The 23186-nt window shown below is 35.8% G+C and carries 22 protein-coding genes; 6 read left to right on the forward strand and 16 right to left on the reverse strand.

Going from position 1 to position 23186, the window contains the following annotated elements; genetic code table 11:
• Nucleotides 1-93 precede the first annotated feature (93 nt).
• The 13 genes from DFQ08_RS12520 to DFQ08_RS12580 all read right to left on the reverse strand — a co-directional run bounded on the left by DFQ08_RS12520 (nucleotide 94) and on the right by DFQ08_RS12580 (nucleotide 15199).
• Nucleotides 94-615: a hypothetical protein gene (locus DFQ08_RS12520; protein WP_114310362.1), complete on the reverse strand. Its 522-nt coding sequence runs from the start codon at nucleotides 613-615 to the stop codon at nucleotides 94-96.
• 150 nt (nucleotides 616-765) lie between these two features.
• Nucleotides 766-1530: a type I methionyl aminopeptidase gene (gene map, locus DFQ08_RS12525; RefSeq protein WP_114310363.1), complete on the reverse strand. Its 765-nt coding sequence runs from the start codon at nucleotides 1528-1530 to the stop codon at nucleotides 766-768.
• A gap of 159 nt (nucleotides 1531-1689) precedes the next feature.
• Complete coding sequence (locus DFQ08_RS12530) at nucleotides 1690-2604, reverse strand: NAD(P)/FAD-dependent oxidoreductase (RefSeq protein WP_114310511.1); 915 nt, start codon at nucleotides 2602-2604, stop codon at nucleotides 1690-1692.
• 573 nt (nucleotides 2605-3177) lie between these two features.
• Nucleotides 3178-5805 carry a DNA gyrase/topoisomerase IV subunit A gene (locus DFQ08_RS12535; RefSeq protein WP_114310364.1) on the reverse strand — a complete coding sequence of 876 codons (2628 nt, stop codon included), beginning with the start codon at nucleotides 5803-5805 and terminating at the stop codon, nucleotides 3178-3180.
• A 4-nt stretch (nucleotides 5806-5809) separates the two neighbouring features.
• Nucleotides 5810-6283: a hypothetical protein gene (locus DFQ08_RS12540; RefSeq protein WP_114310365.1), complete on the reverse strand. Its 474-nt coding sequence runs from the start codon at nucleotides 6281-6283 to the stop codon at nucleotides 5810-5812.
• A complete protein-coding gene (locus DFQ08_RS12545; RefSeq protein ID WP_114310366.1) occupies nucleotides 6280-8139 on the reverse strand; it encodes a DNA topoisomerase IV subunit B in 1860 nt (619 codons plus the stop codon). Before DFQ08_RS12545 ends, DFQ08_RS12540 begins: the two co-directional genes overlap by 4 nt.
• Before the next feature lie 153 nt (nucleotides 8140-8292).
• Entirely contained in the window at nucleotides 8293-9387 is a 1095-nt protein-coding gene (gene ychF, locus DFQ08_RS12550; protein WP_114310367.1) for a redox-regulated ATPase YchF, read from the reverse strand.
• A gap of 337 nt (nucleotides 9388-9724) precedes the next feature.
• On the reverse strand, nucleotides 9725-10075 hold the full coding sequence (locus DFQ08_RS12555) for a hypothetical protein (protein WP_114310368.1): 351 nt from the start codon (nucleotides 10073-10075) through the stop codon (nucleotides 9725-9727).
• 189 nt (nucleotides 10076-10264) lie between these two features.
• The gene (locus tag DFQ08_RS12560) at nucleotides 10265-12790 is read right to left on the reverse strand and encodes a heavy metal translocating P-type ATPase (protein WP_114310369.1); all 2526 of its coding nucleotides are present in this window, start codon (nucleotides 12788-12790) and stop codon (nucleotides 10265-10267) included.
• Nucleotides 12791-12877: 87 nt separating this feature from the next.
• On the reverse strand, nucleotides 12878-13441 hold the full coding sequence (locus DFQ08_RS12565) for a helix-turn-helix domain-containing protein (protein ID WP_114310370.1): 564 nt from the start codon (nucleotides 13439-13441) through the stop codon (nucleotides 12878-12880).
• Nucleotides 13442-13496: 55 nt separating this feature from the next.
• Entirely contained in the window at nucleotides 13497-14189 is a 693-nt protein-coding gene (locus DFQ08_RS12570; protein ID WP_114310371.1) for a haloacid dehalogenase type II, read from the reverse strand.
• A 69-nt stretch (nucleotides 14190-14258) separates the two neighbouring features.
• Nucleotides 14259-14639 carry a hypothetical protein gene (locus tag DFQ08_RS12575; RefSeq protein ID WP_114310372.1) on the reverse strand — a complete coding sequence of 127 codons (381 nt, stop codon included), beginning with the start codon at nucleotides 14637-14639 and terminating at the stop codon, nucleotides 14259-14261.
• A 122-nt stretch (nucleotides 14640-14761) separates the two neighbouring features.
• Nucleotides 14762-15199: a hypothetical protein gene (locus DFQ08_RS12580; RefSeq protein WP_114310373.1), complete on the reverse strand. Its 438-nt coding sequence runs from the start codon at nucleotides 15197-15199 to the stop codon at nucleotides 14762-14764.
• Nucleotides 15200-15536: 337 nt separating this feature from the next.
• On the opposite strand from DFQ08_RS12580, the gene DFQ08_RS12585 reads away from it, so the two are divergent.
• The 3 genes from DFQ08_RS12585 to DFQ08_RS12595 all read left to right on the forward strand — a co-directional run bounded on the left by DFQ08_RS12585 (nucleotide 15537) and on the right by DFQ08_RS12595 (nucleotide 16862).
• Nucleotides 15537-16013, forward strand: coding sequence for an Hsp20/alpha crystallin family protein (locus tag DFQ08_RS12585; protein ID WP_114310374.1), 477 nt, complete (start codon nucleotides 15537-15539; stop codon nucleotides 16011-16013).
• 85 nt (nucleotides 16014-16098) lie between these two features.
• A complete protein-coding gene (locus DFQ08_RS12590; RefSeq protein ID WP_114310512.1) occupies nucleotides 16099-16359 on the forward strand; it encodes a hypothetical protein in 261 nt (86 codons plus the stop codon).
• Nucleotides 16360-16370: 11 nt separating this feature from the next.
• Complete coding sequence (locus DFQ08_RS12595; protein ID WP_114310375.1) at nucleotides 16371-16862, forward strand: hypothetical protein; 492 nt, start codon at nucleotides 16371-16373, stop codon at nucleotides 16860-16862.
• A 59-nt stretch (nucleotides 16863-16921) separates the two neighbouring features.
• On the opposite strand, the gene DFQ08_RS12600 is transcribed toward DFQ08_RS12595, so the two are convergent.
• A complete protein-coding gene (locus tag DFQ08_RS12600; protein WP_114310376.1) occupies nucleotides 16922-17365 on the reverse strand; it encodes an SRPBCC domain-containing protein in 444 nt (147 codons plus the stop codon).
• 89 nt (nucleotides 17366-17454) lie between these two features.
• On the reverse strand, nucleotides 17455-18162 hold the full coding sequence (locus DFQ08_RS12605) for an SIMPL domain-containing protein (protein WP_114310513.1): 708 nt from the start codon (nucleotides 18160-18162) through the stop codon (nucleotides 17455-17457).
• A gap of 378 nt (nucleotides 18163-18540) precedes the next feature.
• On the opposite strand from DFQ08_RS12605, the gene DFQ08_RS12610 reads away from it, so the two are divergent.
• Nucleotides 18541-20385: a hypothetical protein gene (locus DFQ08_RS12610; protein WP_114310514.1), complete on the forward strand. Its 1845-nt coding sequence runs from the start codon at nucleotides 18541-18543 to the stop codon at nucleotides 20383-20385.
• Nucleotides 20386-21062: 677 nt separating this feature from the next.
• Nucleotides 21063-21578: a hypothetical protein gene (locus DFQ08_RS12615; RefSeq protein ID WP_147269476.1), complete on the forward strand. Its 516-nt coding sequence runs from the start codon at nucleotides 21063-21065 to the stop codon at nucleotides 21576-21578.
• A gap of 46 nt (nucleotides 21579-21624) precedes the next feature.
• Here DFQ08_RS12615 and DFQ08_RS12620 read toward each other — a convergent pair whose 3' ends face one another.
• Entirely contained in the window at nucleotides 21625-21981 is a 357-nt protein-coding gene (locus DFQ08_RS12620; protein WP_114310378.1) for a 4Fe-4S dicluster domain-containing protein, read from the reverse strand.
• A 77-nt stretch (nucleotides 21982-22058) separates the two neighbouring features.
• Here DFQ08_RS12620 and DFQ08_RS12625 point away from each other — a divergent pair, with 77 nt between their 5' ends.
• Entirely contained in the window at nucleotides 22059-23117 is a 1059-nt protein-coding gene (locus DFQ08_RS12625; RefSeq protein ID WP_114310515.1) for an acyl-CoA reductase, read from the forward strand.
• Nucleotides 23118-23186 lie beyond the last annotated feature (69 nt).

Raw genomic sequence — 23186 nt, forward strand, 5'->3', positions numbered from 1 at the left:
GTGTTGCTTAAGGGAGTAATTTAGGGAAAAGAATTGTAAATGAAGAAATTCCCAAGGAATATTCCCTTTCTTAAAGCACAGGATTAGACATTTTTAAAGCGTTTTCTTCACCATTTTTCGGTATTTAAATCCAAAAACGTCTTGAATTTTATGGTTCATGATATGATCAGAAGGAATCACCTTTAATTCTACGTTGCCATTTTTAGATTTTAGCCACTTAATAAATTCAATATAAGAATCAGAGTGCGCAACGGTTAAAAACCTTAAAGATTTTATTTTGTTTCCCATTCTGAATTTTATTCTATTTCTATCCGGCTCTCTATAGACGGATACAAAGTGAATTTCTAGTAAATCTGCATAAGGAATTTGGAGGCTTGTCTTTAAATATGGATATTCAATTAAAATTTCGGTTTCAAGAAACTTAATCTCAAAAGTCTTTCTTCTTTGATAAACTAGCATTAAAGCCATTAATGCGATTGCGACAACAATACTATAAACTTTTGCCCATAGCATTTTTAATGAATTAGCGATTGTAATTCCTATCCCTAAAACCATTAGAGCCGCTATTGCCGCTGTATAATTTGAGTATTTTGATGATGAACTGTATTTTACCATTTTCCTTTATCAACCACCTACCTTTAACCTATAATGAATAGTATACTTGTCACTCCATTTAAAAAATGAATGATATGAAAACAAATTTCGGTAGAATTTTCATAGTCATAAAACAACAACTATTTAGTACCCACCTTACCCTCACCTGTTTTAGTCCCAAATACCATTAGCATCGGTTAAAATTATTGCTGCTTTGTCTGTAATTAAAATTGTGTGTTCGTGTTGCGTACAAAAACCACCTCTATTACCCACTAGAGTCCAACCATCACTGCGTTCCACAGCCACCGTAGATTTTGTTGTGATAAAAGTTTCTATCGCTACGGTTGTATTTTTTTTAAAGCGTTCTCGGTTGGTCCTAACGCTATAGTTTAAGATATTTTCAGGTGCTTCATGCAAACTTCTTCCCACACCATGACCAGCTAAGTTTTTAATGACTTTAAAACCTGATTTTCTAGCTTCTGTTTCTATGAGCTGTCCAATATCAGCTATTTTAACCCCGCCTTTAATACGTTCAATAGCCCTTTTCAAGATATGTTTAGAAGCCTCTACAAGCGGTTGATGATTATTAATGTCTTTTCCAAGAACGAAAGAACCACCGTTATCAGACCAAAACCCATTTAATTCAGCCGATACATCAATATTAATTAGATCCCCTTCTTTAAGAATTTTGTTATTGCTTGGAATACCGTGAGCAATTTCCTCATTAACACTAATACACGTAAAACCAGGGAAGTCGTAAGTTTCATAGGGTGCCGATTTAGCGCCATAACGTTTTAGAATCTCAGCACCATAGTTGTCTAGTTCTTTTGTGGACATTCCTACTGCTGCATGATCTCGCATTAGTTTTAGCGTGGTTCCTACAACTTCGCTAATCTTTTTCATTCCGCTTAATTCTGATGGTTTTGTTATTGACATTTCATTTTTTTAATGGACTACAAGTATTGCGGTGCCGTTAATTAAGACGTTAAGCTCCTAATTTAGCAAAAAAGCGGTCGAATGTGAGGGAATTCCGAATAAATTTTCTATTTAACCGCTATAAAACAGTTAAATACTGTAGTATATAAAGATATCTGTTTACTTCGGAAGGGCTTCTTGCAATAACTCCATATTAATAAAAGCTCCCGCTTTGGTGCCAGCAGATGTCGCTGAAGCCACCGTTCTGAATGGTGTTGTATTATCACCAGCGCAAAACAGGCCATTTATATTTGTTTTTTGAAAAAAATCGACTTGGATATGGCCCGTATCGGTTATGTCACAACCTAATTCTATGGGCAGTTTACAATGTTGCTCAAAAGGAACTCTTGAAAACACAGCCTCAATACCTTTCTTAGAGTCATCCTTAAAAGTTATGCTGTGTATTTTCCCGTGAGTGTGATGAAGTGCTGCTATTTTTTCTTCTACAACCTTGATATGGAGTTTTTCAATGCTATTCAATTGTTCTGGAGTCAATTCTGAAGGGCCATTAGTAAATAAGGTTAAATCGCCAGCCCAATGCTGAATAAGCATACACAGATCAAAAGCAGTCTCGCCTTTAGCAATTATTCCTAAATTTTTATGAGCAACTTCATAACCATGGCAATACGGACAATGTAAAACACTAATCCCCCAACATTCTGAAAATCCTTTTAAATTGGGCATTATATCTTTAATCCCTGTCGCAAAGAGTAACTTTTTCGCCTTTATAGACTTTAAAGCATGTGTTGAAACCTCAAAACCAGAATCCATTTTACGAACTGAAACCACCAAATCGTTCAGAAAGTTAACACTTGGGTAGTTTAAAACCTGTGCCTTTGCTATTTCTGCAATCTCTTTTGGGGTTGCCCCATCTTGCGTTAGAAAGTTATGTGAATGTGGAGTTTGTTTATTACATGGATTCCCACTATCAATAATAAGCACCGTCCTTAATGACCGCCCTAAGGTCATTGCGGCCGATAAGCCTGCATAACTACCTCCAATGATTACGACGTCGAATTGTTGATTTTCCTCCATATCTTTTAATGATTTAAAAGCCCTTAATGCGCTTGGAAAAGCCATAGCCGAAATCTCCAACGATGTGCTTTTTATAAAATTACGCCTAGTTTAACTGTTCTTTTTCATACCAAACAAAGTTAGGCTTTTTATTTTTATTGCAATTAAGTTGCAATAAAGATAATTAAATCTAAATTTCGCTTTAACAAGACCCTCTAAACGTTTAAAACTAATAGGACCAAATCTATACGTTTCAAGTAGCCGAAAGAAGACATCACCAGCTTTTAAAAGTGCGCTATTAAGTTTTCTCTAGAGTAGATTTAGAGAAAACCATGTCTATAAAATGATTAAGCAAAAGCGAGAAGCATACCTAACCGTCAACAGTTTTAGCTTTAAGATGGGCGCAGATCTTTGATGTTGAAATTAGCGCCATCTTTACTTTAGAAGATTCTGATTGGGTTTAACGTCTTTGGTCAAACCATAAATCAACATAAAAAAAAACGTGTTTTGAATTTCGCTTTTAGGACTAGGATTGTTTTAAAAATAACATTTCCTAAGGCAAAATCAAAACACGATGCTTATCTCTTTTCAGTATTAAAATAAGGTCGGCTGGTCTTTATCATCCTCATCCGAATGTGCATCAGCTCCTTCCTCTTGAGAAGCTTTAGACACTTCACCGTCCCCCTCGTGGGCTTCCGTTTCAGCTTCCGCTTCTGAGGCCTCATGAGGTAAAGGGTCTAACAAACTAATTTGATTTATTTTATCTCTACTTAGCTGATTTCCTAAGGCTGTAATCCCTTTTACCGCAATAAATTCTTCAAGATCAACTTCCATATTAGGCTTACGCTCTTTTCCGCGTTCTTTGGTGAATTCTACATCTACCACCGGACGCCAATCTGTAGAAATAATCTCTAATTGAGAGTTGGGATGGTCTGAAATAAAAGACTCTTCTCGGCCTTCGTGCTCCACCACAAAACGCTTAACGTAATAGCGCTCTTTTTCGCCTTCAAAATAAATGGCAGAAATTGGTTTTTCAGGGATCCACTTCTCCATCACAATCATATCATTATCAAAATGCGCCGTTAATTCTGGAACAATCGTTTTTACTACCCCCGACTGATTGATAATTAACAAACGATCTTCACCTCTAAATTCTCCAATTAAATCGCCACGTCCATCAACATTAAGACGTCTTACCGTATCATCAAACCAAATTTTACGTGGTTTTAGTGTAGAAACGCCTTTCTCTTTAAGTTCTACGCGCTTAATAGCGTATTTAGTAACCGTGTTTCCTTTAGACGCACGCCCTTTTATAAGCACATCTGCAAAATCTAAATCCCACTTCAACTTTTTAATACTTCCCACCTGGCGCAACATAATAGTCACCACTTCGGCTTCACCATTAGGATTGGCTGAGAAATACCATAAGGCCGATCCTTTAGAGCCGTTCGTTAAATCGTACTCACGATCTCTCGTCATACTAGTAACAGCAAAACGTTTTACATACGATGGGCCTGTTTTTCCATCACGATAAATCATATTATAAATGGTGCGCTTGTCTTTTTTCTTAAAGACCGCGACATGAATGATATTTTTACCAATAAAGGTCTTTGAATCCACCTTGGTGACCATCATCGTACCCTGTTGGGTGAAGACAATGATATCATCAATATCACTACAATCGCAAACATACTCGTCGCGTTTTAGTGCGGTTCCTACAAAGCCTTCTGCTCTATTGACATAGAGTTTTGTGTTTCTGATAACCACTTTAGTCGCATCAACATCATCAAAAATTCTGATTTCTGTTTTACGCTCTTTGCCTTCGCCGTATTCCTTTTTTAAACGTTCAAAATAGGCTATAGCATAATCGGTTAAATGGGCTAAATGATGTTTTACTTCAGCGATTTGCGCTTCTAAAGCATCAATTTTTTGTTGGGCTTTATCAATATCGAACTTAGAAATACGCTTAATTCGTATTTCTGTTAAACGGGTAATATCTTCAACCGTAATAGCACGCTTTAGGTGCTTTATATGAGGTTGTAATCCTCTATCAATAGCTTCAATAACGCCATTCCAAGTTTCTTCCTCTTCAATATCACGGTAAATACGCTTATCGATAAAAATACGTTCTAAAGACGCAAAATGCCATTGCTCTTGAAACTCACCAAGCTTTATTTCTAACTCACTTTTTAAAAGCTGAACCGTATTATCCGTAGATCTACGTAGCATTTCTGTCACCCCAACAAAGTAAGGCTTGTTGTCTTCAATTACACAACCTAAAGGCGAAATAGACGTTTCGCAACTTGTAAAGGCATAAAGCGCATCGATAGTTTTGTCTGGAGACAAACCAGCAGGAAGGTGAATTAAAATCTCAACCTTTGCAGCGGTATTATCTTCAATTTTCTTAATTTTTATTTTCCCTTTATCATTAGCTTTAAGAATAGAGTCTATCAACGATGATGTGGTGGTTCCGTAAGGAATTTCGGTAATTACTAAGGTATTTTTATCACGTTGCGAGATTAAAGCACGGACTCTCACCTTACCGCCACGCATTCCATCATTATAATTTGAGAAATCTGCAATTCCGGCCGTTGGAAAATCTGGAAGAATTGTAAAACGTTTTCCTTTTAAATGCTTTACAGAAGCGTCTATAAGCTCTATAAAGTTATGCGGCAAAATTTTGGTAGACAAACCTACAGCAATCCCTTCTCCACCTTGCGCTAACAATAATGGGAACATAACTGGCAAATTGATAGGCTCTTTACGACGACCATCATAAGAGGCTTGCCATTCTGTGATTTTTGGATTGTACACCACATCTAAAGCAAACTTAGAAAGGCGGGCTTCAATATAACGAGACGCTGCAGCACGATCTCCGGTCAGGATATTTCCCCAGTTTCCTTGAGTGTCAATTAATAAATCTTTTTGACCGATTTGCACCATGGCATCTGCAATACTGGCATCACCATGGGGGTGATATTGCATGGTATGACCAACGATATTAGCGACTTTATTGTAACGCCCATCATCTAAGTCTTTCATAGAATGCATAATACGGCGTTGCACAGGTTTAAACCCATCTTCAATTGCCGGGACCGCTCGTTCTAAAATTACGTAGGAAGCATAGTCTAAAAACCACTCTTTATACATTCCGGTAACCTTGGTAATGGTTTCTTGACTACCGTTATCCTCATTTATAAATTCGTCATGTTCTTCTACCATCTCACTAGTCTAATTTATGCATTTTATTTTCCTTAATAATCTTTTTTAGAGATTGCCTTACATAGCGTACCTTCTTACGTTTAAGAAGCGTGATATTAAAGCGTTCTTTTGAAACCTTACCACTACTACTTGTTACATAGACAATTAAGCTCTTATAAAAATAATAGTTTACAATCCTATAGCCGGTCAGTTGGTTTCTAGCAACCTCAACTTTATTTTCTCTATAATTAAAATAATCGGTTAAAATTAAGCCGCTATTGGTAATAATCACATTGGCACCATCGCTATCATATTCAAAAAAGCGGGCGACAAAATGAACGATAACTACAGCAAGCAATAAGCCTAACAAGACATAAAGCGAACTGCCTTCTACCAGACGAAACGACCTAAATACAGTGGCCAAAAGCACGGCCAAAACAACAATAATAAAGTAGATAGAAATTATGGTATTTTTTATTTCCCTATTATCTGTTCTCATAACGTATCTTCAACAACATCCAATTCAACTTTCAGATTATCTATAATAAATTCTTGACGGGTTGGTGTATTTTTCCCCATGTAGAACGCCAATAAATCTTCAATAGGCATTTCTTTATCTAACATCACAGGGTCTAGACGAATATCTTCACCAATAAAGTGTACAAATTCATCTGGAGAGATCTCCCCTAACCCCTTAAATCGGGTAATTTCTGGCTTAGGTTTTAATTTCTCAATAGCGTCACGTCTTTCGTCTTCGGAATAACAGTAAATGGTTTCTTTTTTATTTCGAACTCTAAAAAGCGGGGTTTGTAAAATATACAAATGCCCTTCTTTGATGACCTCCGGAAAAAACTGAAGAAAAAATGTGATCAGCAGTAAACGAATGTGCATCCCATCGACATCGGCATCGGTAGCAATCACCACATTGTTATATCTTAAATCTTCTAAGGACTCTTCTATGTTTAGGGCGGCTTGAAGCAGGTTGAACTCTTCGTTCTCGTAAACGATCTTTTTACTTAAACCATAGCAGTTTAACGGTTTCCCCTTTAGACTGAATACCGCTTGGGTATTTACATCACGTGATTTGGTAATACTACCTGATGCTGAATCTCCCTCGGTAATAAACAGAGTGGTTTCTAGATTACGATCGTTTTTAGTATCCCCAAAGTGTACACGGCAATCGCGTAATTTTTTATTATGAAGACTGGCTTTCTTCGCTCTGTCTTTGGCTAATTTTCTAATGCCTGATAATTCTTTACGCTCGCGTTCTGCTTGAAGAATTTTACGTTGCAGTTTTTCGGCTGTATCAGGATTCTTATGTAGGTAATTATCAAAATAGCGTTTAACAAAATCATTAATATAGGTACGTACGGTTGGCAATTCGCCCCCCATATCTGTAGATCCTAATTTTGTTTTGGTCTGACTCTCAAAGACCGGTTCCATAACCTTAATGGCAATAGCGGTCACCACCGATTTTCTAATATCTGAAGCCTCGTAGTTTTTACCGTAAAACTCACGTACGGTTTTAACGATGGCTTCTCTAAAGGCTGCTAAATGCGTTCCTCCTTGTGTGGTATTCTGCCCATTAACAAAAGAATGGTACTCCTCGCTGTATTGGGTTTTACTATGCGTCATGGCTATTTCAATATCATCCCCTTTTAGGTGAATGATAGGATACAGCATATCGTCTGCTTTAATATTTTCAGCAAGTAAATCTTTTAATCCGTTTTCACTGTAGAATTTTTCACCGTTAAAGACTATGGTTAACCCTGGATTGAGGTACACATAGTTTTTAAGCATCTTAACCACATACTCATTACGGTATTTGTAATTTTTGAAAATAAGATCATCAGGAATAAAAGAGACTTTAGTTCCTTTTCTGCGCGAGGTGTCTTCTAACAATTCTTGATTGATAAGATTCCCTTGCTCAAATTCGGCAGAAGCCGATTTACTATCTCGGGTAGACTCTACTCTAAAGTAAGAGGACAGGGCATTAACGGCTTTTGTACCTACACCATTTAGTCCAACCGATTTTTTAAAGGCTTTAGAATCGTATTTTCCACCTGTATTCATCTTAGACACCACGTCTACCACTTTCCCTAAAGGAATCCCACGACCGTAATCGCGTACAATAACGCGCTCGCCATGAATAGAGATTTCAATGGTTTTACCAGCGCCCATAACATACTCGTCAATAGAGTTGTCTAAAACTTCTTTAAGAAGAATATAAATTCCGTCATCGGGAGATGAGCCATCACCCAACTTTCCGATATACATACCAGGTCGCATTCGGATGTGTTCTTTCCAATCGAGTGAGCGTATGTTATCTTCAGTATAATTCGTCTGTTCTGACATAAAGTGAGGTAAGTATTAAGATGAAAGGCTAATATAAGATTATACCTTAAAAAATGAAATAATCAAATGCTAAAATAATTAACAAAAAAGCCAATGTTGTTGAGAACACTGGCTTTTTATTAATATCGTAAAAATTACTATGATTTACGACGATTATACATTAAATAAGAAATGCATCACATCACCATCCTTAACAATATAATTTTTTCCTTCTACACGCATTTTGCCAGCTTCCTTTACTTTGGCTTCACTACCATAAGTTACGTAATCTTCGTAAGCGATAACCTCAGCTCTAATAAATCCTTTTTCAAAATCCGTATGAATAACGCCAGCAGCTTGTGGGCCTGTAGCACCAACATTTACCGTCCATGCGCGTACTTCTTTAACACCAGCCGTAAAATAGGTTTGCTGATTAAGTAACTTGTAGGCTGAACGAATTAATTTTGCCGAACCTGGCTCATCAAGACCAATATCTGCCAAAAACATTTGACGCTCTTCGTAGTCATCTAATTCATTAATATCAGCTTCTGTACCAACAGCCAAGACTAAAACCTCTGCATTTTCGTCCTTAACCGCCTCACGCACTTGCTCTACATAAGCGTTACCTGTATTTGCAGCACTTTCATCAACATTACAAACATACATTACAGGCTTATCGGTAATAAACTGTGATGGTTTTACAAATTCTTCGTAATCTTCTTCTGTAAATTCTAAAGCTCTCACAGAAACACCTGCTTCTAAATTTTCTTTAATCTTAAGCAGTATAGCTTCCTCTTTTTGGGCTTCTTTATTCCCAGTTTTGGCAGCACGCTTTACTTTATCTAATTTCTTTTCTACAGTATCTAAATCTTTCAACTGTAATTCCATATCAATGGTTTCCTTATCTCTAATAGGATCTACAGAACCATCAACATGCACAATATTATCATCATTAAAACAACGTAATACATGTAAAATAGCATCAGTTTCTCGGATGTTCGCTAAGAACTGATTTCCTAAACCTTCACCTTTAGACGCCCCTTTTACCAGACCTGCGATATCTACAATCTCTACAGTTGCTGGTAAAACACGCTCTGGTTTTACTAATTCTTCTAATTTCTCTAACCTTGGGTCTGGTACATTCACCACTCCAATATTAGGTTCAATCGTACAAAACGGAAAGTTGGCACTCTGCGCTTTAGCATTAGATAAACAGTTAAATAAGGTTGATTTTCCTACGTTTGGTAATCCTACGATTCCTGCTTTCATCGAAAATATATTTTCATTCCCATTGCTGCGGGAACTTTATTAATAAAATTATCACTTCTGTACCTGCGTTTTCTTTCGATTTTAAAAGAATAGCCGACACAGATTTTTGCGAATGCAAATGTAGTTAATTCAGAGAATAGTTTGAATTATATTTTTTGAAATCCTCAACCCCGCTAAAACCCTATTTTTTCACCGGCTTGGCAGCGGAAATAAAACACGATGTAAAGCCTTCATTCCTATCAAAAACGCTTCATCTTCTCCCTGCCATTAAAACACAAAAAAAAATCCCAAGCTCAACGCTCAGAATTTCTTTTAAATTTACAATTAGTGGTTCTAATTATAGCGCTTCTGCATCGCCGTTATTACGATCTAATAGTTTTTGAGACACTTTATAGGTTGCCCCGTAAACCAAGCCCGATTGGCGCTTTTTAAAATGAACCAACGCTTGGGTGTACCATTTAGGATCTGTTGCTTTCTTTTTTGCTTTGTCATGACTTAAGGTATCAAAAACCTCAGCCTCTAAACGCGCTTCAATGGTATAAACACTTAAACCATAATGCTCCGCACGCTCTAAAATTATCCCAAAATCTGATTCTGAGAAATAAGTTATGCCTTCTGTGGCTTTGGCGACCTCAATTGGCTCTAAGCCATTAAAAATATATGCTTCTAAAAATTCGTTTTTATCCATTGTACTGTATTTCACTTCAACCTAAAAAAATCTGTTCTTTATGTCTTATACATAAAAGCAATTCCTGTTTTTAAAGGTTCGGGCAAAGTTAGCTTCTTTATTGTATTGTAAGCCATCTCCACTACTATTTTTTAATTAAAACCAGTTTAGTTTAGCTTTAAATTGACGTAATCCAACAAAACGAACGCCCTATACCGTTTCAATCTGATACCCTGCCTCTTTTATAGCGGACTTAATTTCATCAGCATTAGCCGAGTCTGAGGTTATTGTTAAGATTTTATCAGGGTGGTCTGTATCTACCTCCCATTGTTCCTTAACAAGCTTATCTAAAGATGGGGTTACTGTTGAAATACAATGTCCACAATTAATATTGGTCTTAAATTTTAAAACTTGAGTTTTCATTTTATTTGTTGTTTTTGTTTGTTTTTCTGAAGGTGTTGGTGGCATAGTCGCCGCTTCGTTAAGTGCCTCAGGCTGTTTTAGTTTTTCTGACAAACTATTCCCCAAAGAGCGCCCTTTTAATCGCAAACTGTTACTCACCACACTCACACTACTTAAAGCCATTGCAGCTCCGGCAAGCATAGGATTGAGTAAAAATCCATTAATCGGATACAAAATTCCGGCAGCAATAGGAATCCCTACAAGGTTATAAATAAAAGCCCAAAATAAGTTCTGCCGAATCGTAGCCACGGTATATTTAGACAAAGTGATTGCTTGAGGGATTTTAAGCAAATCGGACGAAATAAGTGTCATCTTCGCCACATCCATTGCGATATCACTACCTTTTCCCATCGCAATACTCACATTAGCCGTTGCCAATGCGGTACTATCATTAATACCATCTCCAACCATAGCCACCACTTTATTTTCTGCTTGAAGCGTTTTTATAAAGTCGGCCTTATCCTGCGGCAACATTTCGGCTTTAAAATGTGTTATCCCTGATTGTTTAGCAATGGCTTTAGCTGTAGACGGATTATCTCCAGTTAACATATACACTTCAATATTCATCTGCTTAAGCGCTGCAATTGCCGCTTTAGAACTGGGCTTAATGGCATCTGAAATCGCTAGAACCATTAAAGCTTTCTCTTCATTCGCAAACCAAATCACCGTTTTAGCGTCTGCGCTCCAAGCCTCAGCCTTGTCCAATAAACGTGGTGCTATAGCAATATTGTGAGTTTTTAGAAGTGCCGCATTCCCCACATAATACGTGGTTTCTTCAAACTTACCCGTAACACCTTTACCGGTTAGACTTTCAAAATCTACAATTTCATTTGCTTTGTGCTCCTTAAAATGATGCCCCACAGCGTCTGCTAGTGGGTGCTCTGATTGCTGTTCTAAACCAAGTAAAATTCCAATAAAAGCCTCATGATCTTCTAAACCTAATACTTCCGTGACTTTCGGTTGTCCTTCTGTTATGGTTCCCGTTTTATCTAAAACCATAGCGTTGACTTTTTTGGCCAACTCTAAACTTTCGGCATCTTTAATAAGAATTCCCTGTTCGGCGCCTTTGCCCATACCAACTAAAATTGCTGTTGGCGTCGCTAAGCCAAGCGCACAAGGACAAGCGATAACCAATACTGTTATTGCAGCCAAAAGCCCTTGAACTCCGCCATTATCACCTCCAAAAACCAACCATACTATAAAGGTGAGTATCGCAATAGCGATTACTGTAGGCACAAAAATGGCCGCAATTTTATCGACTAATTTTTGCACCGGCGCTTTACTCCCTTGCGCTTCTTGTACGGTCGCAATAATTTGAGATAATAAGGTATGTTTCCCTACTTTGCTGGCTTTAAACTTAAAACTCCCCTTTTGGTTTATGGTACCCGCATAAACCATCTGCTCTTTTTCCTTTAAAACCGGAATAGGCTCACCGCTTAACATACTTTCATCCACATAAGACGTCCCTGAAACCAATACACCGTCTACGGCAATTTTTTCGCCAGGTTTTACTAAAATAAGATCGTTGACCTGAAGTTGTTCTATAGCCGTTTTTCGTTCTTCGCCTTCCGCAGTTATTAATGTGACCATTTTAGGCTGTAATCCCATTAACTTTTTAATAGCCGAAGAGGCATTTCCTTTAGCCTTCTCCTCCATTAGTTTCCCTATTAATATAAAAGCGATAATAACGGCGGCCGCTTCAAAATACACATGTGCTTCTAAGCCACGAGTTTTCCAAAATTGAGGATAGACCATATTAAAAACACTGAAACTATAAGCAATTCCGGTACTTAAGGCCACAAGCGTATCCATATTAGCCGTGCCATGTTTGGCTTGTTTCCATGCTCTCTTGTAAAACCCACGTCCAAACCACAATACCACAGGCGTGGTTAGTATAAACATGACTACATTAGCGTAAGGCATATTCATAAAAAACATTCCAATCACTGCGACAGGGAATGCCAATACAACCGCCCAAATGGTTTTTTGCTTTAAGTTTTGGTAGTTTTTCTTATTGATTTCCTCTACATCTTGGTCTTGATGCTCCTCTTCTATGAGTAAATCGTAGCCTATAGATTGTACGGCTTTTTGTATGGCTTTTGCATTGGTTACTTCAGCATTATAGCTTACCGCAAGCGATTCCGACGCATAATTAACCGAAGCCTCTACCACGCCATCTACAGCGGCAGCACTTGTTTCTGCACTTACCGCACAAGAAGCACAAGTCATCCCTAAAACAGGAAAGCGAGCTTTTATAAGTTGAGGGTTAGACATCTCTTATTTGTATTTAGGATTAAAACACAAAATTCGGAAATCTCTATAACCGAGACCTTATAGTATTATGGAAAAGATTTATGAGATTTAAAGTTTATCTAAGGGCTTACGTTCGTAAATCCCATTTTTCTTAAACTGACTCGGGGTGAGTCCGGTGACTTTTTTAAACTGACTGCTTAAATAAGCCACGCTAGAATAACGCAGTTGAAAAGCAATTTCGCTTAAACTTAACTCATCGTAAATTAAGAGTTCTTTGACCTTTTCAATTTTTTGAGCGATAAGGTATTTTTCAATGGTGATCCCTTCTACTTGAGAAAACAAATTGGAAAGTGCGCTGTAATCTTGATGCAACTGATTCTGTAAATATTCAGACAGCTTAACGTTAAGTTGGTTATTTTGATAATGAACGAGGTGTACAATGGCATTCTTTATCTTTTCTACCACCTGAAGCTCTTTCGTTGCGATTAACTCAAAACCGAGTTCTTCTAAGTCCTTAGCCAGTTGAACTTTTTGAGGGTTGGGCAACACTTTAGACAACACTACTTCCCCTAAGTTTATAGACGTAATGTCTAGGTCGTAAGCTTCTAAAGCGCTTTTCACGGCAACAATACAGCGGTTACAAACCATATTTTTAATGTGAAGCGTTGACATATATTGAGTTCTAGAAGCTTTTTTAGTTGATACGTTTAGGTGTAATTAGCGCGAATTAATATTGAATTAAAGCCTGTGCAATTTTAGATAAGTCAGAACCTGTAATTTCAGTATCTGGTGCTAAAGGAAACTTTTGCTGCCCCGGACGACTCACAAAAGCGGCACGCCAACCTGCCCAAAGTGCTCCTGCCACATCCCAACCATGAGCTGCAACTAACATACAGTCTTCGTTCTTAACCTTCATTTCCTGGGCAGCCCAATGATAGGTCTCAGAAAAAGGTTTAAATTTTCCGACGCTTTCAACGCTGAGTAAGGTATCGAAATACGAGGTTAAGCCTACATTTTCAAACTTATTTTTTAAACTTTCTACAGAAGAATTTGTTAAAGCCACTAAGGTATAATCTTCCTCTTTCAACAAAGCTAAAGCCGCTTTGACCTCGGGATGCGGTGGTAAGTTTTGCATGGATTCGCTAACAATTTTTAGCGCATCAGCTTCAGAAATAAAACTATTCTGATTGGCCACAACCATTTGTAATGCGGCCGCACCAATTTCTCCAAAGGATTTATACTGTCCGCTAGCAGAAGTCACTAAGGCATACTGCAACATGGTTGTAAACCACAAGGCTAAAACTTCTTTCTCCTCTCCTAATACGGTCGCGATTTCTGTTTTCATCGGAGCAAGATCTAGTAATGTTTCGTTTACATCAAAGAATACTACTTTAGGTCGACTAGGTTTGTGCTTTTGCATTGTATAAATTTTTATGGTTTTGGGATGGCTAGAGATCACAAAATGGATCCCCTCCTCTTCACTTGTGGATTATTCTGCTGGAATTATATTTTTAAAGGTCGGATAGCCTTCTGTAATGCTCCCTACTCCTTTTTTGCTGATTTTAAACGTAACATCCTTTTCCGTTGTAAATAACAACACTGATAAGAATGCACTTTTTAAATGTGCTTTAATAATTGGTAAAGCGGCCTCTAAAGTCATTTCCTCCTCAATATCTTCAGTTTCTCGAGGTCTAAAACTATATTTCAGCAGTACTTTAAAATCCGCCTTTCCGTATAATGGTCTCAGAAAAATATTTTTCAGTTCAGGTTTCCCTATAGTTTTTGCCATTGTTAGCTTAGCAAAAGCTTGGGCTTCAATACTCTGCTCTACCGTTTTCCAAAATTCATTAAAATCGTCTTCGTATGTCATGGTCTTTAATTAACTAATGCAGGGTTACGCAGTTATAAAACGAATTCTGTCTTATTTAAATCTGACGCCTTGCCGTTCTCATTCTATCACTACAAATATCTATTATATATGTTAGGCATCCACTATGCAAGCCAGCCTTTTTTAATCCCATATGAAGAAAACCATAACGCAAATACTGCAAGAAGCACCACAAGAATTGGCATAGTGACTGCTTCTGCCGTGCCGTAAACCGCAATAGCATCCGTAAAAAAGACATTATGAATCATTTGCGGAATAATGGCTAATAATGATATGATAAATGCTTTTTTAGACCAAGCCTTCTTTAAAACTAAACCGAGCGCACCTATAAACCCTGTAACAACAGCAATAGCAAAAATTACAGTGGTCCAAAAAGGGTAAGCCCCGTATAAAGCACTTTCTTCGGCGGGCAATGCTGCTAAAGCTTCGTCAGAAATAAAGGTATGGGCAAAAAATGAGAATATACCTAGCGCATTCCATATTAAAAGTACGATTGCAACTATTGCAAACCATAAAGGCCTATTGAGAGTTGTATTGTTCATCTTATTATTTTTTAAAAGGTTAACGGCTTCTGTTTAAATCGCCCTAAAACAAGACCTAAAACTCAAGGTGACAAGCCTTTGAAGGCTGCCATTTTTTCAACCGCTTCGTCTTTAAAAGATCTGTTTTTTGCGACTCTTAAAAATGTCAATTTGACATTTTTACTACAATATAATACGGAAACACTCATTTTCAAGACAAAATATCATAAAAAACAGCTAAAACGACTTCAAATAGCCCTTTTAGAGGTTTGGCATTTTTTTTGTCTACTTAGTTTACGAAGTCTAGCACTATAGATTTCATATTTTGAAATAATGTTTAATTTAAATTTTTGTAATTATGAGCAATTTAATTAGTGTTCCTAAAAACGGAACTTTATCAAACAGCAATTCAAATTCTAACTTCTCCACGTTATCACATTGGTTAGATGATATTTTCAACAGAGATTTCCCTTCTGTATTAACGTCTAATTTTAATACAGGAATGACCTTACCACAGGTGAACATAAAAGAAACGGCAGATGCTTTTATTGTAGATATGGCGGTGCCGGGATTAAAAAAATCGGATTTTCATATCGATTTAGATAACGACCTGTTGTCTATCTCTACGGAAACTAAAGAGGAAAATGAGCATAAAGACGCCAATTACACACGTCGTGAATTTGGATATGCATCCTTTAAACGTAGTTTTAATTTACCTGAAAGTGTTGACGAAGATGCGATTAACGCCCGTTACGAAGATGGTATTTTAAGTATTTTGCTTCCTAAAAAAGAAGAAGCTAAACAAAAGCCCGTAAGAAACATAGAGATATCTTAAGGCTTATAAAAGGATTTGTTATTTAAGAAGGAGGCTTTAATAGGGCCTCCTATTGGTTATGTATTCAATTTTAAAATTTAAAGTTATGCCTAAAAAATTTAAACCCGGAGACTGGGTAAGGATTAAAGGAAAACTTACCGCTCCTAAAATGCAAGTTTTAAAATATACGGTTCATAAAGCGCCACTTCTTGGTGTAAAAGATCAAGATACGTTTTTAGAATGTGTGTGGTATAGCAATGGAAAACGTTATGTAGAGACTTTTCATCAAAATGCATTGATCCACCATAGGGACGCTGGCGGTTTATTTAAAACTTACAATTCGCCTAACACCTTACGTTTAACTTAAATTTCAATATTATGAAAAAACAACTTTTATTTACAGGGCTTTGCTTGCTGTTTTTAAGCTGCAACGGACAAACTGAAACGGATAAAAGTTTAGCACAACAAGCCAGCCCAAAATCACAAGTAAGTCCTCCTGAAGGTTCTTGGCGCGTTAACAAAACCTACGATGAACAGGGTAATCTTATACGTTTTGATAGTGTTTATTCTTGGTCGTCCCACAATGGGGCACAAGATTTACCGCAAGTTGAGCAAGACAGTCTATTGAGCGCTATGCGTTCCCGTTTCTTTTCTCAATTTTCTGGAGGCCATAGGTCGTTATTGCATCAAGGATTTCCTGAAGATTCTTTATTACAATCGCCTTTGTTTTTAGATGATTTTTTTGAACAAGCTATGGGAACAAACATGATGGACTTGGAAAAAATTAAACAGCAACTGTTAGAACGGCATAAAGCATTTTTAGCCCCAGAAAGCTCAACACTTATAAAACCTGAAGACGAGAACCCTTAAGTTTTCGTCTTTATTTTTTTTATGCTCTAGCGTGTAAGCTTTAAACCAAGACCCGATTTTTACACCTTAGTGCGCATAAAATCAAAAGCACCTTTCCTAAGGTGAACCCCGTATTCTAGATAGGCTTTCATGCAGGCTAAAAAATTAGCCCAGCCTCCTGTATTTTGTAGCGCCCACTCTATATTGGCGTCATTTAATGCTTTTCCTTTTTCACTGACTTTTACAAGGGTACTTTGATTAGGTAAGGCTTCTAATGTAATGTTTACTACCGTTTCAGGATCCCAAACAAAGGTGATAAGATGCTCCTTCTCTACGCGGACGTTGGTTATAGGAAACTGGTCTGGAAATTCTGGAAACTTCCAAATTAACGTTTTTCCGGTTTCAAGTCGCCCACTACTTTCAGAAATAAAATACTGGGTCATGATCTCTGGATTGACAATACCTTCAAAAACCGTTGCAATGGGCTTTTGAATTTGTAAAAGGGCTTTAGATTCTAATACCATATCCTTTCGTTTTTGAAACTTGTTTCAGCTGTTATTATAAATGAAAACAGAGCTTGGTTTTTATGCTTTAGGAACACCTTGATTAGCCTTTATTCAATAGCAAACTTTACGGTTACCGTACTTTCTATTTTTATCTTTTCAAATTCAATATCTATAGGCTGATAATTTGAGGTAGCATCTAATGAGGCATATCCTCGAATCTGAATCCCTGAGGTCTTTCCTTGTAGATAATTCATGGAACTAAAATTAACGTCCGAAATATAAAGCGCCTTCCCTAAGTTCTGATTTAAGGGCTTTAATAAAGCCTCCGCTTGTGTTTTAGCCTTAAGAATAGCTTTCTGTTTTAAATTGATTTTAAGCGCTTCTATTTTAGAATATTCCATTTTACGTATGGAAACGTTAGCAATCTCGATGGCCTCTAAAGCAACAATAACTTTTCCTGCCATTTCAGCATCATAAACCTCTAAGGTGTAGGCTTTATTCTTTAAGACTTCTTTACCTCTTAAAAAATAGTTTTTGAAGTTACTCGCCACGTCTGAAAGCGCTAACTGTGTCTTGGTGTCTATCCCTAGCGCCTCGAGTTTGGTATACATCTGGTTTTCTAATTCTTCAACCGAGGTTCTTCCTTTGGTATCTTTTTCGCTAATTAATAGGTCTAAATAAATTTGGTCGGGCACCACCAATGTATCTACAACGGCTGTTGTTTCTAAATAGGCTTGATCGATAAAGTTTTTTTGTTGCCCATAACTCTGTAAAGCGAGCAGGCTTAAAGTGAATAACATTCCTAGTTTTTTCATAATATTTCTTTTTATATGGGTTGTATACATTGATAACAAAGCTATGATTTTTAATGCTTTTTCTCTCCTTAAAATACGTAAACTAGTGGTTTTACTGCGTAAAGTGCCCTGTTTTGAAAAGCAACTTTAGTAGAATAAGCCGTGTCGGTATTTCAGGTTGTGGTTTCAGGATTTTTTATCTCCTCCTTTTTTTAAATTAACACCCCCCATTTATTTATTAAAAAATAGATTTAGCAAAACGATAAATTTTAGATTCTATTCAACTCCTTGTAAAAATCCATTAAAATTTTCTATTTTGTTTTTATTTGCTACATTTAGGGTTTGTATATATCTGATAGACAAAAGCTCAATAAACATCAGTACCAAACCTTAAAAAACATGAAATTAGAGAAAATTTTAGATAAACTCGGCTCAATTGAAAAGAACTCATTTATTAAAATTATTGACAACATAATATCTAAAAACCCCAAGAACACTAAACAAATTGACAAAATTTTGAGCTCATCAGATAAGGGGCTAAAATCTGTTGACAATCAAAATATTTCTAAAATATTTAATTTAACTGCTAGCGAATTCCAAGAACACATTAAATGTGAATTTCAGGAAATAGCATCGCAATTAGACATATTAATTGACATCATAATTCGAGATGGAAATTGTATAATGAAACAAGATTGGTTTTCGAGATTGTATGAAGCTGAAATTAAAAGCTTAAAAAATAAAACTAAAATGCTTAATGCTGATTTTGATAATGATAAATCGGAATTAAGCGCAAACCGAAAAAGAGATTACAAAATTTACAAAGCTTGTTTAAGTACGGCTTATCATAATGATATTGTAAATAATAGAGATACAAAAATCACTTCTGATGAATTGTCAATAATCCTAACCCTCTCAAAACAATTAGGTCTTTCACAAGAAGAAGTTAAACTGATCAATTACTCAATTTTACCAATTAAAAAACTTGATATTCAAGAAGTTATTAAAGGTCTTAAAAATATTGGTATAATTTTCTTCTCAAATAAAGAAAACACAATTTATGTAGCTGACGAAATGGTTAGAATGTTGCGTAAAGTAAGACAGAAAGAAGTTGCTGAAAAATTCTATCGTAGGACTTTAAAAATCTTAAGAGAACCTATTATTAATCAAATCTGTAGAGAGCATAATATCGACAGAAAATTATCTCATTCTCAGAAAATTGAGGAAATAATAAAAGAAGGCATTTCATTTACAAGTTTACTTTTAGAAGATATTTACAAACCAGGAAGTACACTAACAGAAAAGAAAAAGACCTTAAATGAACTATGTGAAAAAGGTCTAAATATCTCAAATTTAAAAGGTAGCATTTTAGAAGATAAGATTAATAGTTTAATTGAACACTTTGAGAATGTTGAGCGTGATGAAAAAGTTGGGATTTCAATTGATGGATTCGACAAATTACTTACTGAATTAAATGAATCTCTTCCTAAACTAAATAAAAACATTAAAGCTCAATTTGAGTTGCAAGATGAATTTGTTTTAAAAGCTGATTTTCTTCTTGATTACAATATAAAACCCAGAGATATTTTGGATTTAATTACTAAGTCAGATTTAACAAAATTCATAAAAGACAATGGGATTAAGCAACGTGGGGATAATATTTTAAACATTCTAGAACATTATAAAGACGTAGAAAATTTATACTTAGAAAACTTTGAAAACGTTGCTTACAGGAATCTCAACGCACTAAAAGAAAATGGAATTACCATTAAAGAAAGTGAGCTCGGAAGTAAATTTGAGGAATTAACAAAAGTTATATTTACAGGTTTAGGATTCAACATTGATGATGAGTTTAAAAATAAATTGAACACTAAAAAGGATATGATTGATATTCTTTTAAATTTAGATAATAGTGAAGTAATAATTGTAGAGTGTAAAACAAGTAAAGAAAGAGGGTATAACAAATTTAGTGCAGTTTCAAGACAATTGAAATCCTATCAAAATTTAGCCCTAAAAAATGATTTACGAATCGTTAAAATATTACTTATTGCACCAGAATTTAGTGATGATTTTGTTACCGATTGCGAAATGGATACAGAAATGAATTTATCACTTATAACCGCCTCAACTCTGTCGAATATTTTAGAGGCTTTTAAAACATCTAAATACACAAAATTTCCACACGTATTATTTAGAGATATTGTTATAAATGAGGAACGAATAATTAAAGCTATTTGTAAGTAAATAAAAGCTGTAAAGCTAACATTATATAACTGATGAGAGAATCCAGCCTGCTTACTAATAACCCATAAGACTTTCTATCTGTGATTTCTTTACTAAATTAGATCTTAAACCACAAAACTACTCATAACCAGCCCAAAAAACATGGAGCAACTAAAACGACATTAGAAATGACTTGTAGGAACAGGTGTTTCCCTTTTCATTTATTGGTTTCCCGTTCCCTACCAATATAACTTCTATTTAGAACGAGATTTCATCAACTTCACTCTAAAAGAAACTCTAATTATAACCGGAATTATATTTTTCATTTCCTTAGTTCTGTTTTTTCGTTTGTTATCGCTCGAAAAGTCGACATCAATTAGAATAATGCAGACGTTTATAAGAAAGCGACTATTTCGAACGCACAGAAAATAAGTTTACAACATTTGATCTACCTAACATAAAGAAAGGAGATCACATCACTATAGAGTTCCAGAAAGGTCTTTTTGGGAAAAATTATTTAAATTCAGGGAAAATAGCAATAGCCGAATAAAACACACTTACCAAAAACAAAGCTCATTTAACACTCCCTCTCGCCTACTCTTAAAAAATTATAGTAGGTTTTATATTTCCCTTTTATTTCCTAAATTTAGAATTTAAACCTAAAGTAAACGGATCGGTTGCATAACGCTTGAAACGAAATGGAAAATAAATTAGAATTTTATAGTTCTAAACGAAAGTTGATGAAATCCATCCTTTTTTCTTCAATGATCATAATCATCGGAATTTCATGTTTAGATTCCGATTTACTGATCATCATAATATTAGGATATTTAAATTTAATTCTTGGTGCTGTAAGCCTCGTCATCAATTTATATCATTTATTAAATCATAAACCTCAATTAATTGTATCTGACTTAGGTATTGAACATAAAAAAATCACTAAACAAATGATTTTATGGAGCGCTATTTCAAAAGCAGAGATTAAAAAAGAAAAAAACAATCTCCTTCTAGTTTTAAACCAAAAAGGACAGGTAAACCTCGAGGACTTTAAATATCTTTTTCGGAAAACAGCTCAGTCTCAATTAAAAAATAACCTCATAAAATTAAATATTGAGCCATTAGCGATAGACCATTCTAAATTAAGCCATTTTTTAAGTTCAAAATTAAACCTGCAAAACAGTAGTCATCTGCTCCTAAAACACAAAAAATCCTAAGCCAAATGACCTAGGATTTTTTATAAATAGAATTAGGTTGACCGTTTTAATGCCCATCAGGGTGCATAAAACGTTGCTTACCTAACAATTCTTCTTCTGTTTCTACGTGGTCTTCATCAGGCACACAACAATCTACAGGACAAACTGCAGCACATTGTGGCTCCTCATGGAATCCCATACACTCTGTACATTTATCGGGCGCAATGTAATAAACTTCATCACTTATAGGTTCTTGCGTTTCTTCAGCGTCCACTTCTTTACCGTCAGGTAACACAACTTTGCCTTCTAAACTTGTGCCATCAGCATAACGCCAATCATCTGCACCTTCGTAAATAGCTGTATTAGGACATTCTGGCTCACACGCACCACAATTTATACATTCGTCTGTGATAATAATTGCCATAGTAATTTTTTTAGTATTGTTTGCTTAAATTTGCACTTGCAAAAATAAAGCCAAAACATCGTATAACCAAACTCTTTATGGATTTACAAGATAGAATTAACGCTTTTGTAAAATTAGGCGAATTTTTAAGTCAATTTCAAGATATTAACAGCGTAAAAAAGGATACTGTTGAAGCCAACGATTTATTCTTTGACGGCTTTAAGCATCAATTAAAACTCGCCCAAGAGCATAACGGCTGGTTTACTAAGGCAAATATCGCCTTTACGTTAAAAAATTGGGCTCAGGCCTTAACCCAAGACAACCTGAAACAATGGTTAATAAACTATGATTTTAAGAGTGTAAACCCGCAGAAGGTTGCTATTATTATGGCCGGGAACATTCCTTTAGTAGGCTTTCATGATTTTTTGAGCGTACTAATCACAGGGCATCAGGTTCTTGTGAAGCAGTCTTCAAATGACAAACAGCTCCTTCCCTTTTTAGCCAAATACTTAGAAATCGTTGCGCCTGAATTTAAAGGTAACATCACCTTTACAGAAGCCAAATTAGAAAACTTTGACGCCGTTATTGCCACAGGAAGTGATAATACAGCCCGCTATTTTGAGTACTATTTTAAAGATAAACCTTCTATTATTAGAAAGAATAGAAATTCTGTAGCCGTAATAAATGGAACTGAAACACAGGAAGAATTAGAAGCTTTAGCCGACGATATTTTTAGATACTACGGCCTAGGTTGCAGAAATGTATCTAAGTTATTTGTACCTAAAGATTATGACTTTCAATACTTTTTTAAGGCCGTTTATAAATGGAATCCTATTATTAACGAATCTAAATACGCTAATAATTATGATTATAATAAAGCGGTTTATTTAATGAGTGAGTTTGATATGCTAGAGAACGGTTTCCTTATGATAAAAGAAGACCAAAGTTACGCCTCGCCGATCGCTACCCTCTTTTATGAATATTATGAAGACCGTAATACCTTACAAGAAAAATTAAAGGCCGACGCCGATAAAATACAATGTGTTGTTTCGCGTTCTTTTACTGAAAACATAGTAGACTTCGGAGAAACACAAAATCCGCAGCTTTGGGATTATGCGGACGGCGAAGACACTATTGAATTTTTATTAAAAATATAGAGTAAAAATTATCAAATCTATAACACTAAATAACCAATTAATTAGCACCTTTGTTACTCTATAATAAGT

Source organism: Winogradskyella arenosi, assembly GCF_003337305.1.
GTDB lineage: Bacteria > Bacteroidota > Bacteroidia > Flavobacteriales > Flavobacteriaceae > Winogradskyella > Winogradskyella arenosi.

Excerpts from the sequence above, each read along its gene's own strand:
- DFQ08_RS12620 (WP_114310378.1), bottom strand. The coding sequence starts at position 21,981 with ATGGCAATTATTATCACAGACGAATGTATAAATTGTGGTGCGTGTGAG.
- DFQ08_RS12530 (WP_114310511.1), bottom strand. The coding sequence starts at position 2,604 with ATGGAGGAAAATCAACAATTCGACGTCGTAATCATTGGAGGTAGTTAT.
- DFQ08_RS12535 (WP_114310364.1), bottom strand. The coding sequence starts at position 5,805 with ATGGTAGAAGAACATGACGAATTTATAAATGAGGATAACGGTAGTCAA.
- DFQ08_RS12590 (WP_114310512.1), top strand. The coding sequence starts at position 16,099 with ATGCCTAAAAAATTTAAACCCGGAGACTGGGTAAGGATTAAAGGAAAA.
- DFQ08_RS12540 (WP_114310365.1), bottom strand. The coding sequence starts at position 6,283 with ATGAGAACAGATAATAGGGAAATAAAAAATACCATAATTTCTATCTAC.
- DFQ08_RS12595 (WP_114310375.1), top strand. The coding sequence starts at position 16,371 with ATGAAAAAACAACTTTTATTTACAGGGCTTTGCTTGCTGTTTTTAAGC.
- DFQ08_RS12580 (WP_114310373.1), bottom strand. The coding sequence starts at position 15,199 with ATGAACAATACAACTCTCAATAGGCCTTTATGGTTTGCAATAGTTGCA.
- DFQ08_RS12560 (WP_114310369.1), bottom strand. The coding sequence starts at position 12,790 with ATGTCTAACCCTCAACTTATAAAAGCTCGCTTTCCTGTTTTAGGGATG.
- DFQ08_RS12625 (WP_114310515.1), top strand. The coding sequence starts at position 22,059 with ATGGATTTACAAGATAGAATTAACGCTTTTGTAAAATTAGGCGAATTT.
- DFQ08_RS12545 (WP_114310366.1), bottom strand. The coding sequence starts at position 8,139 with ATGTCAGAACAGACGAATTATACTGAAGATAACATACGCTCACTCGAT.
- DFQ08_RS12615 (WP_147269476.1), top strand. The coding sequence starts at position 21,063 with ATGGAAAATAAATTAGAATTTTATAGTTCTAAACGAAAGTTGATGAAA.
- DFQ08_RS12605 (WP_114310513.1), bottom strand. The coding sequence starts at position 18,162 with ATGAAAAAACTAGGAATGTTATTCACTTTAAGCCTGCTCGCTTTACAG.
- DFQ08_RS12520 (WP_114310362.1), bottom strand. The coding sequence starts at position 615 with ATGGTAAAATACAGTTCATCATCAAAATACTCAAATTATACAGCGGCA.
- DFQ08_RS12565 (WP_114310370.1), bottom strand. The coding sequence starts at position 13,441 with ATGTCAACGCTTCACATTAAAAATATGGTTTGTAACCGCTGTATTGTT.
- DFQ08_RS12570 (WP_114310371.1), bottom strand. The coding sequence starts at position 14,189 with ATGCAAAAGCACAAACCTAGTCGACCTAAAGTAGTATTCTTTGATGTA.
- DFQ08_RS12585 (WP_114310374.1), top strand. The coding sequence starts at position 15,537 with ATGAGCAATTTAATTAGTGTTCCTAAAAACGGAACTTTATCAAACAGC.
- DFQ08_RS12555 (WP_114310368.1), bottom strand. The coding sequence starts at position 10,075 with ATGGATAAAAACGAATTTTTAGAAGCATATATTTTTAATGGCTTAGAG.
- map (WP_114310363.1), bottom strand. The coding sequence starts at position 1,530 with ATGTCAATAACAAAACCATCAGAATTAAGCGGAATGAAAAAGATTAGC.
- DFQ08_RS12610 (WP_114310514.1), top strand. The coding sequence starts at position 18,541 with ATGAAATTAGAGAAAATTTTAGATAAACTCGGCTCAATTGAAAAGAAC.
- ychF (WP_114310367.1), bottom strand. The coding sequence starts at position 9,387 with ATGAAAGCAGGAATCGTAGGATTACCAAACGTAGGAAAATCAACCTTA.
- DFQ08_RS12600 (WP_114310376.1), bottom strand. The coding sequence starts at position 17,365 with ATGGTATTAGAATCTAAAGCCCTTTTACAAATTCAAAAGCCCATTGCA.
- DFQ08_RS12575 (WP_114310372.1), bottom strand. The coding sequence starts at position 14,639 with ATGACATACGAAGACGATTTTAATGAATTTTGGAAAACGGTAGAGCAG.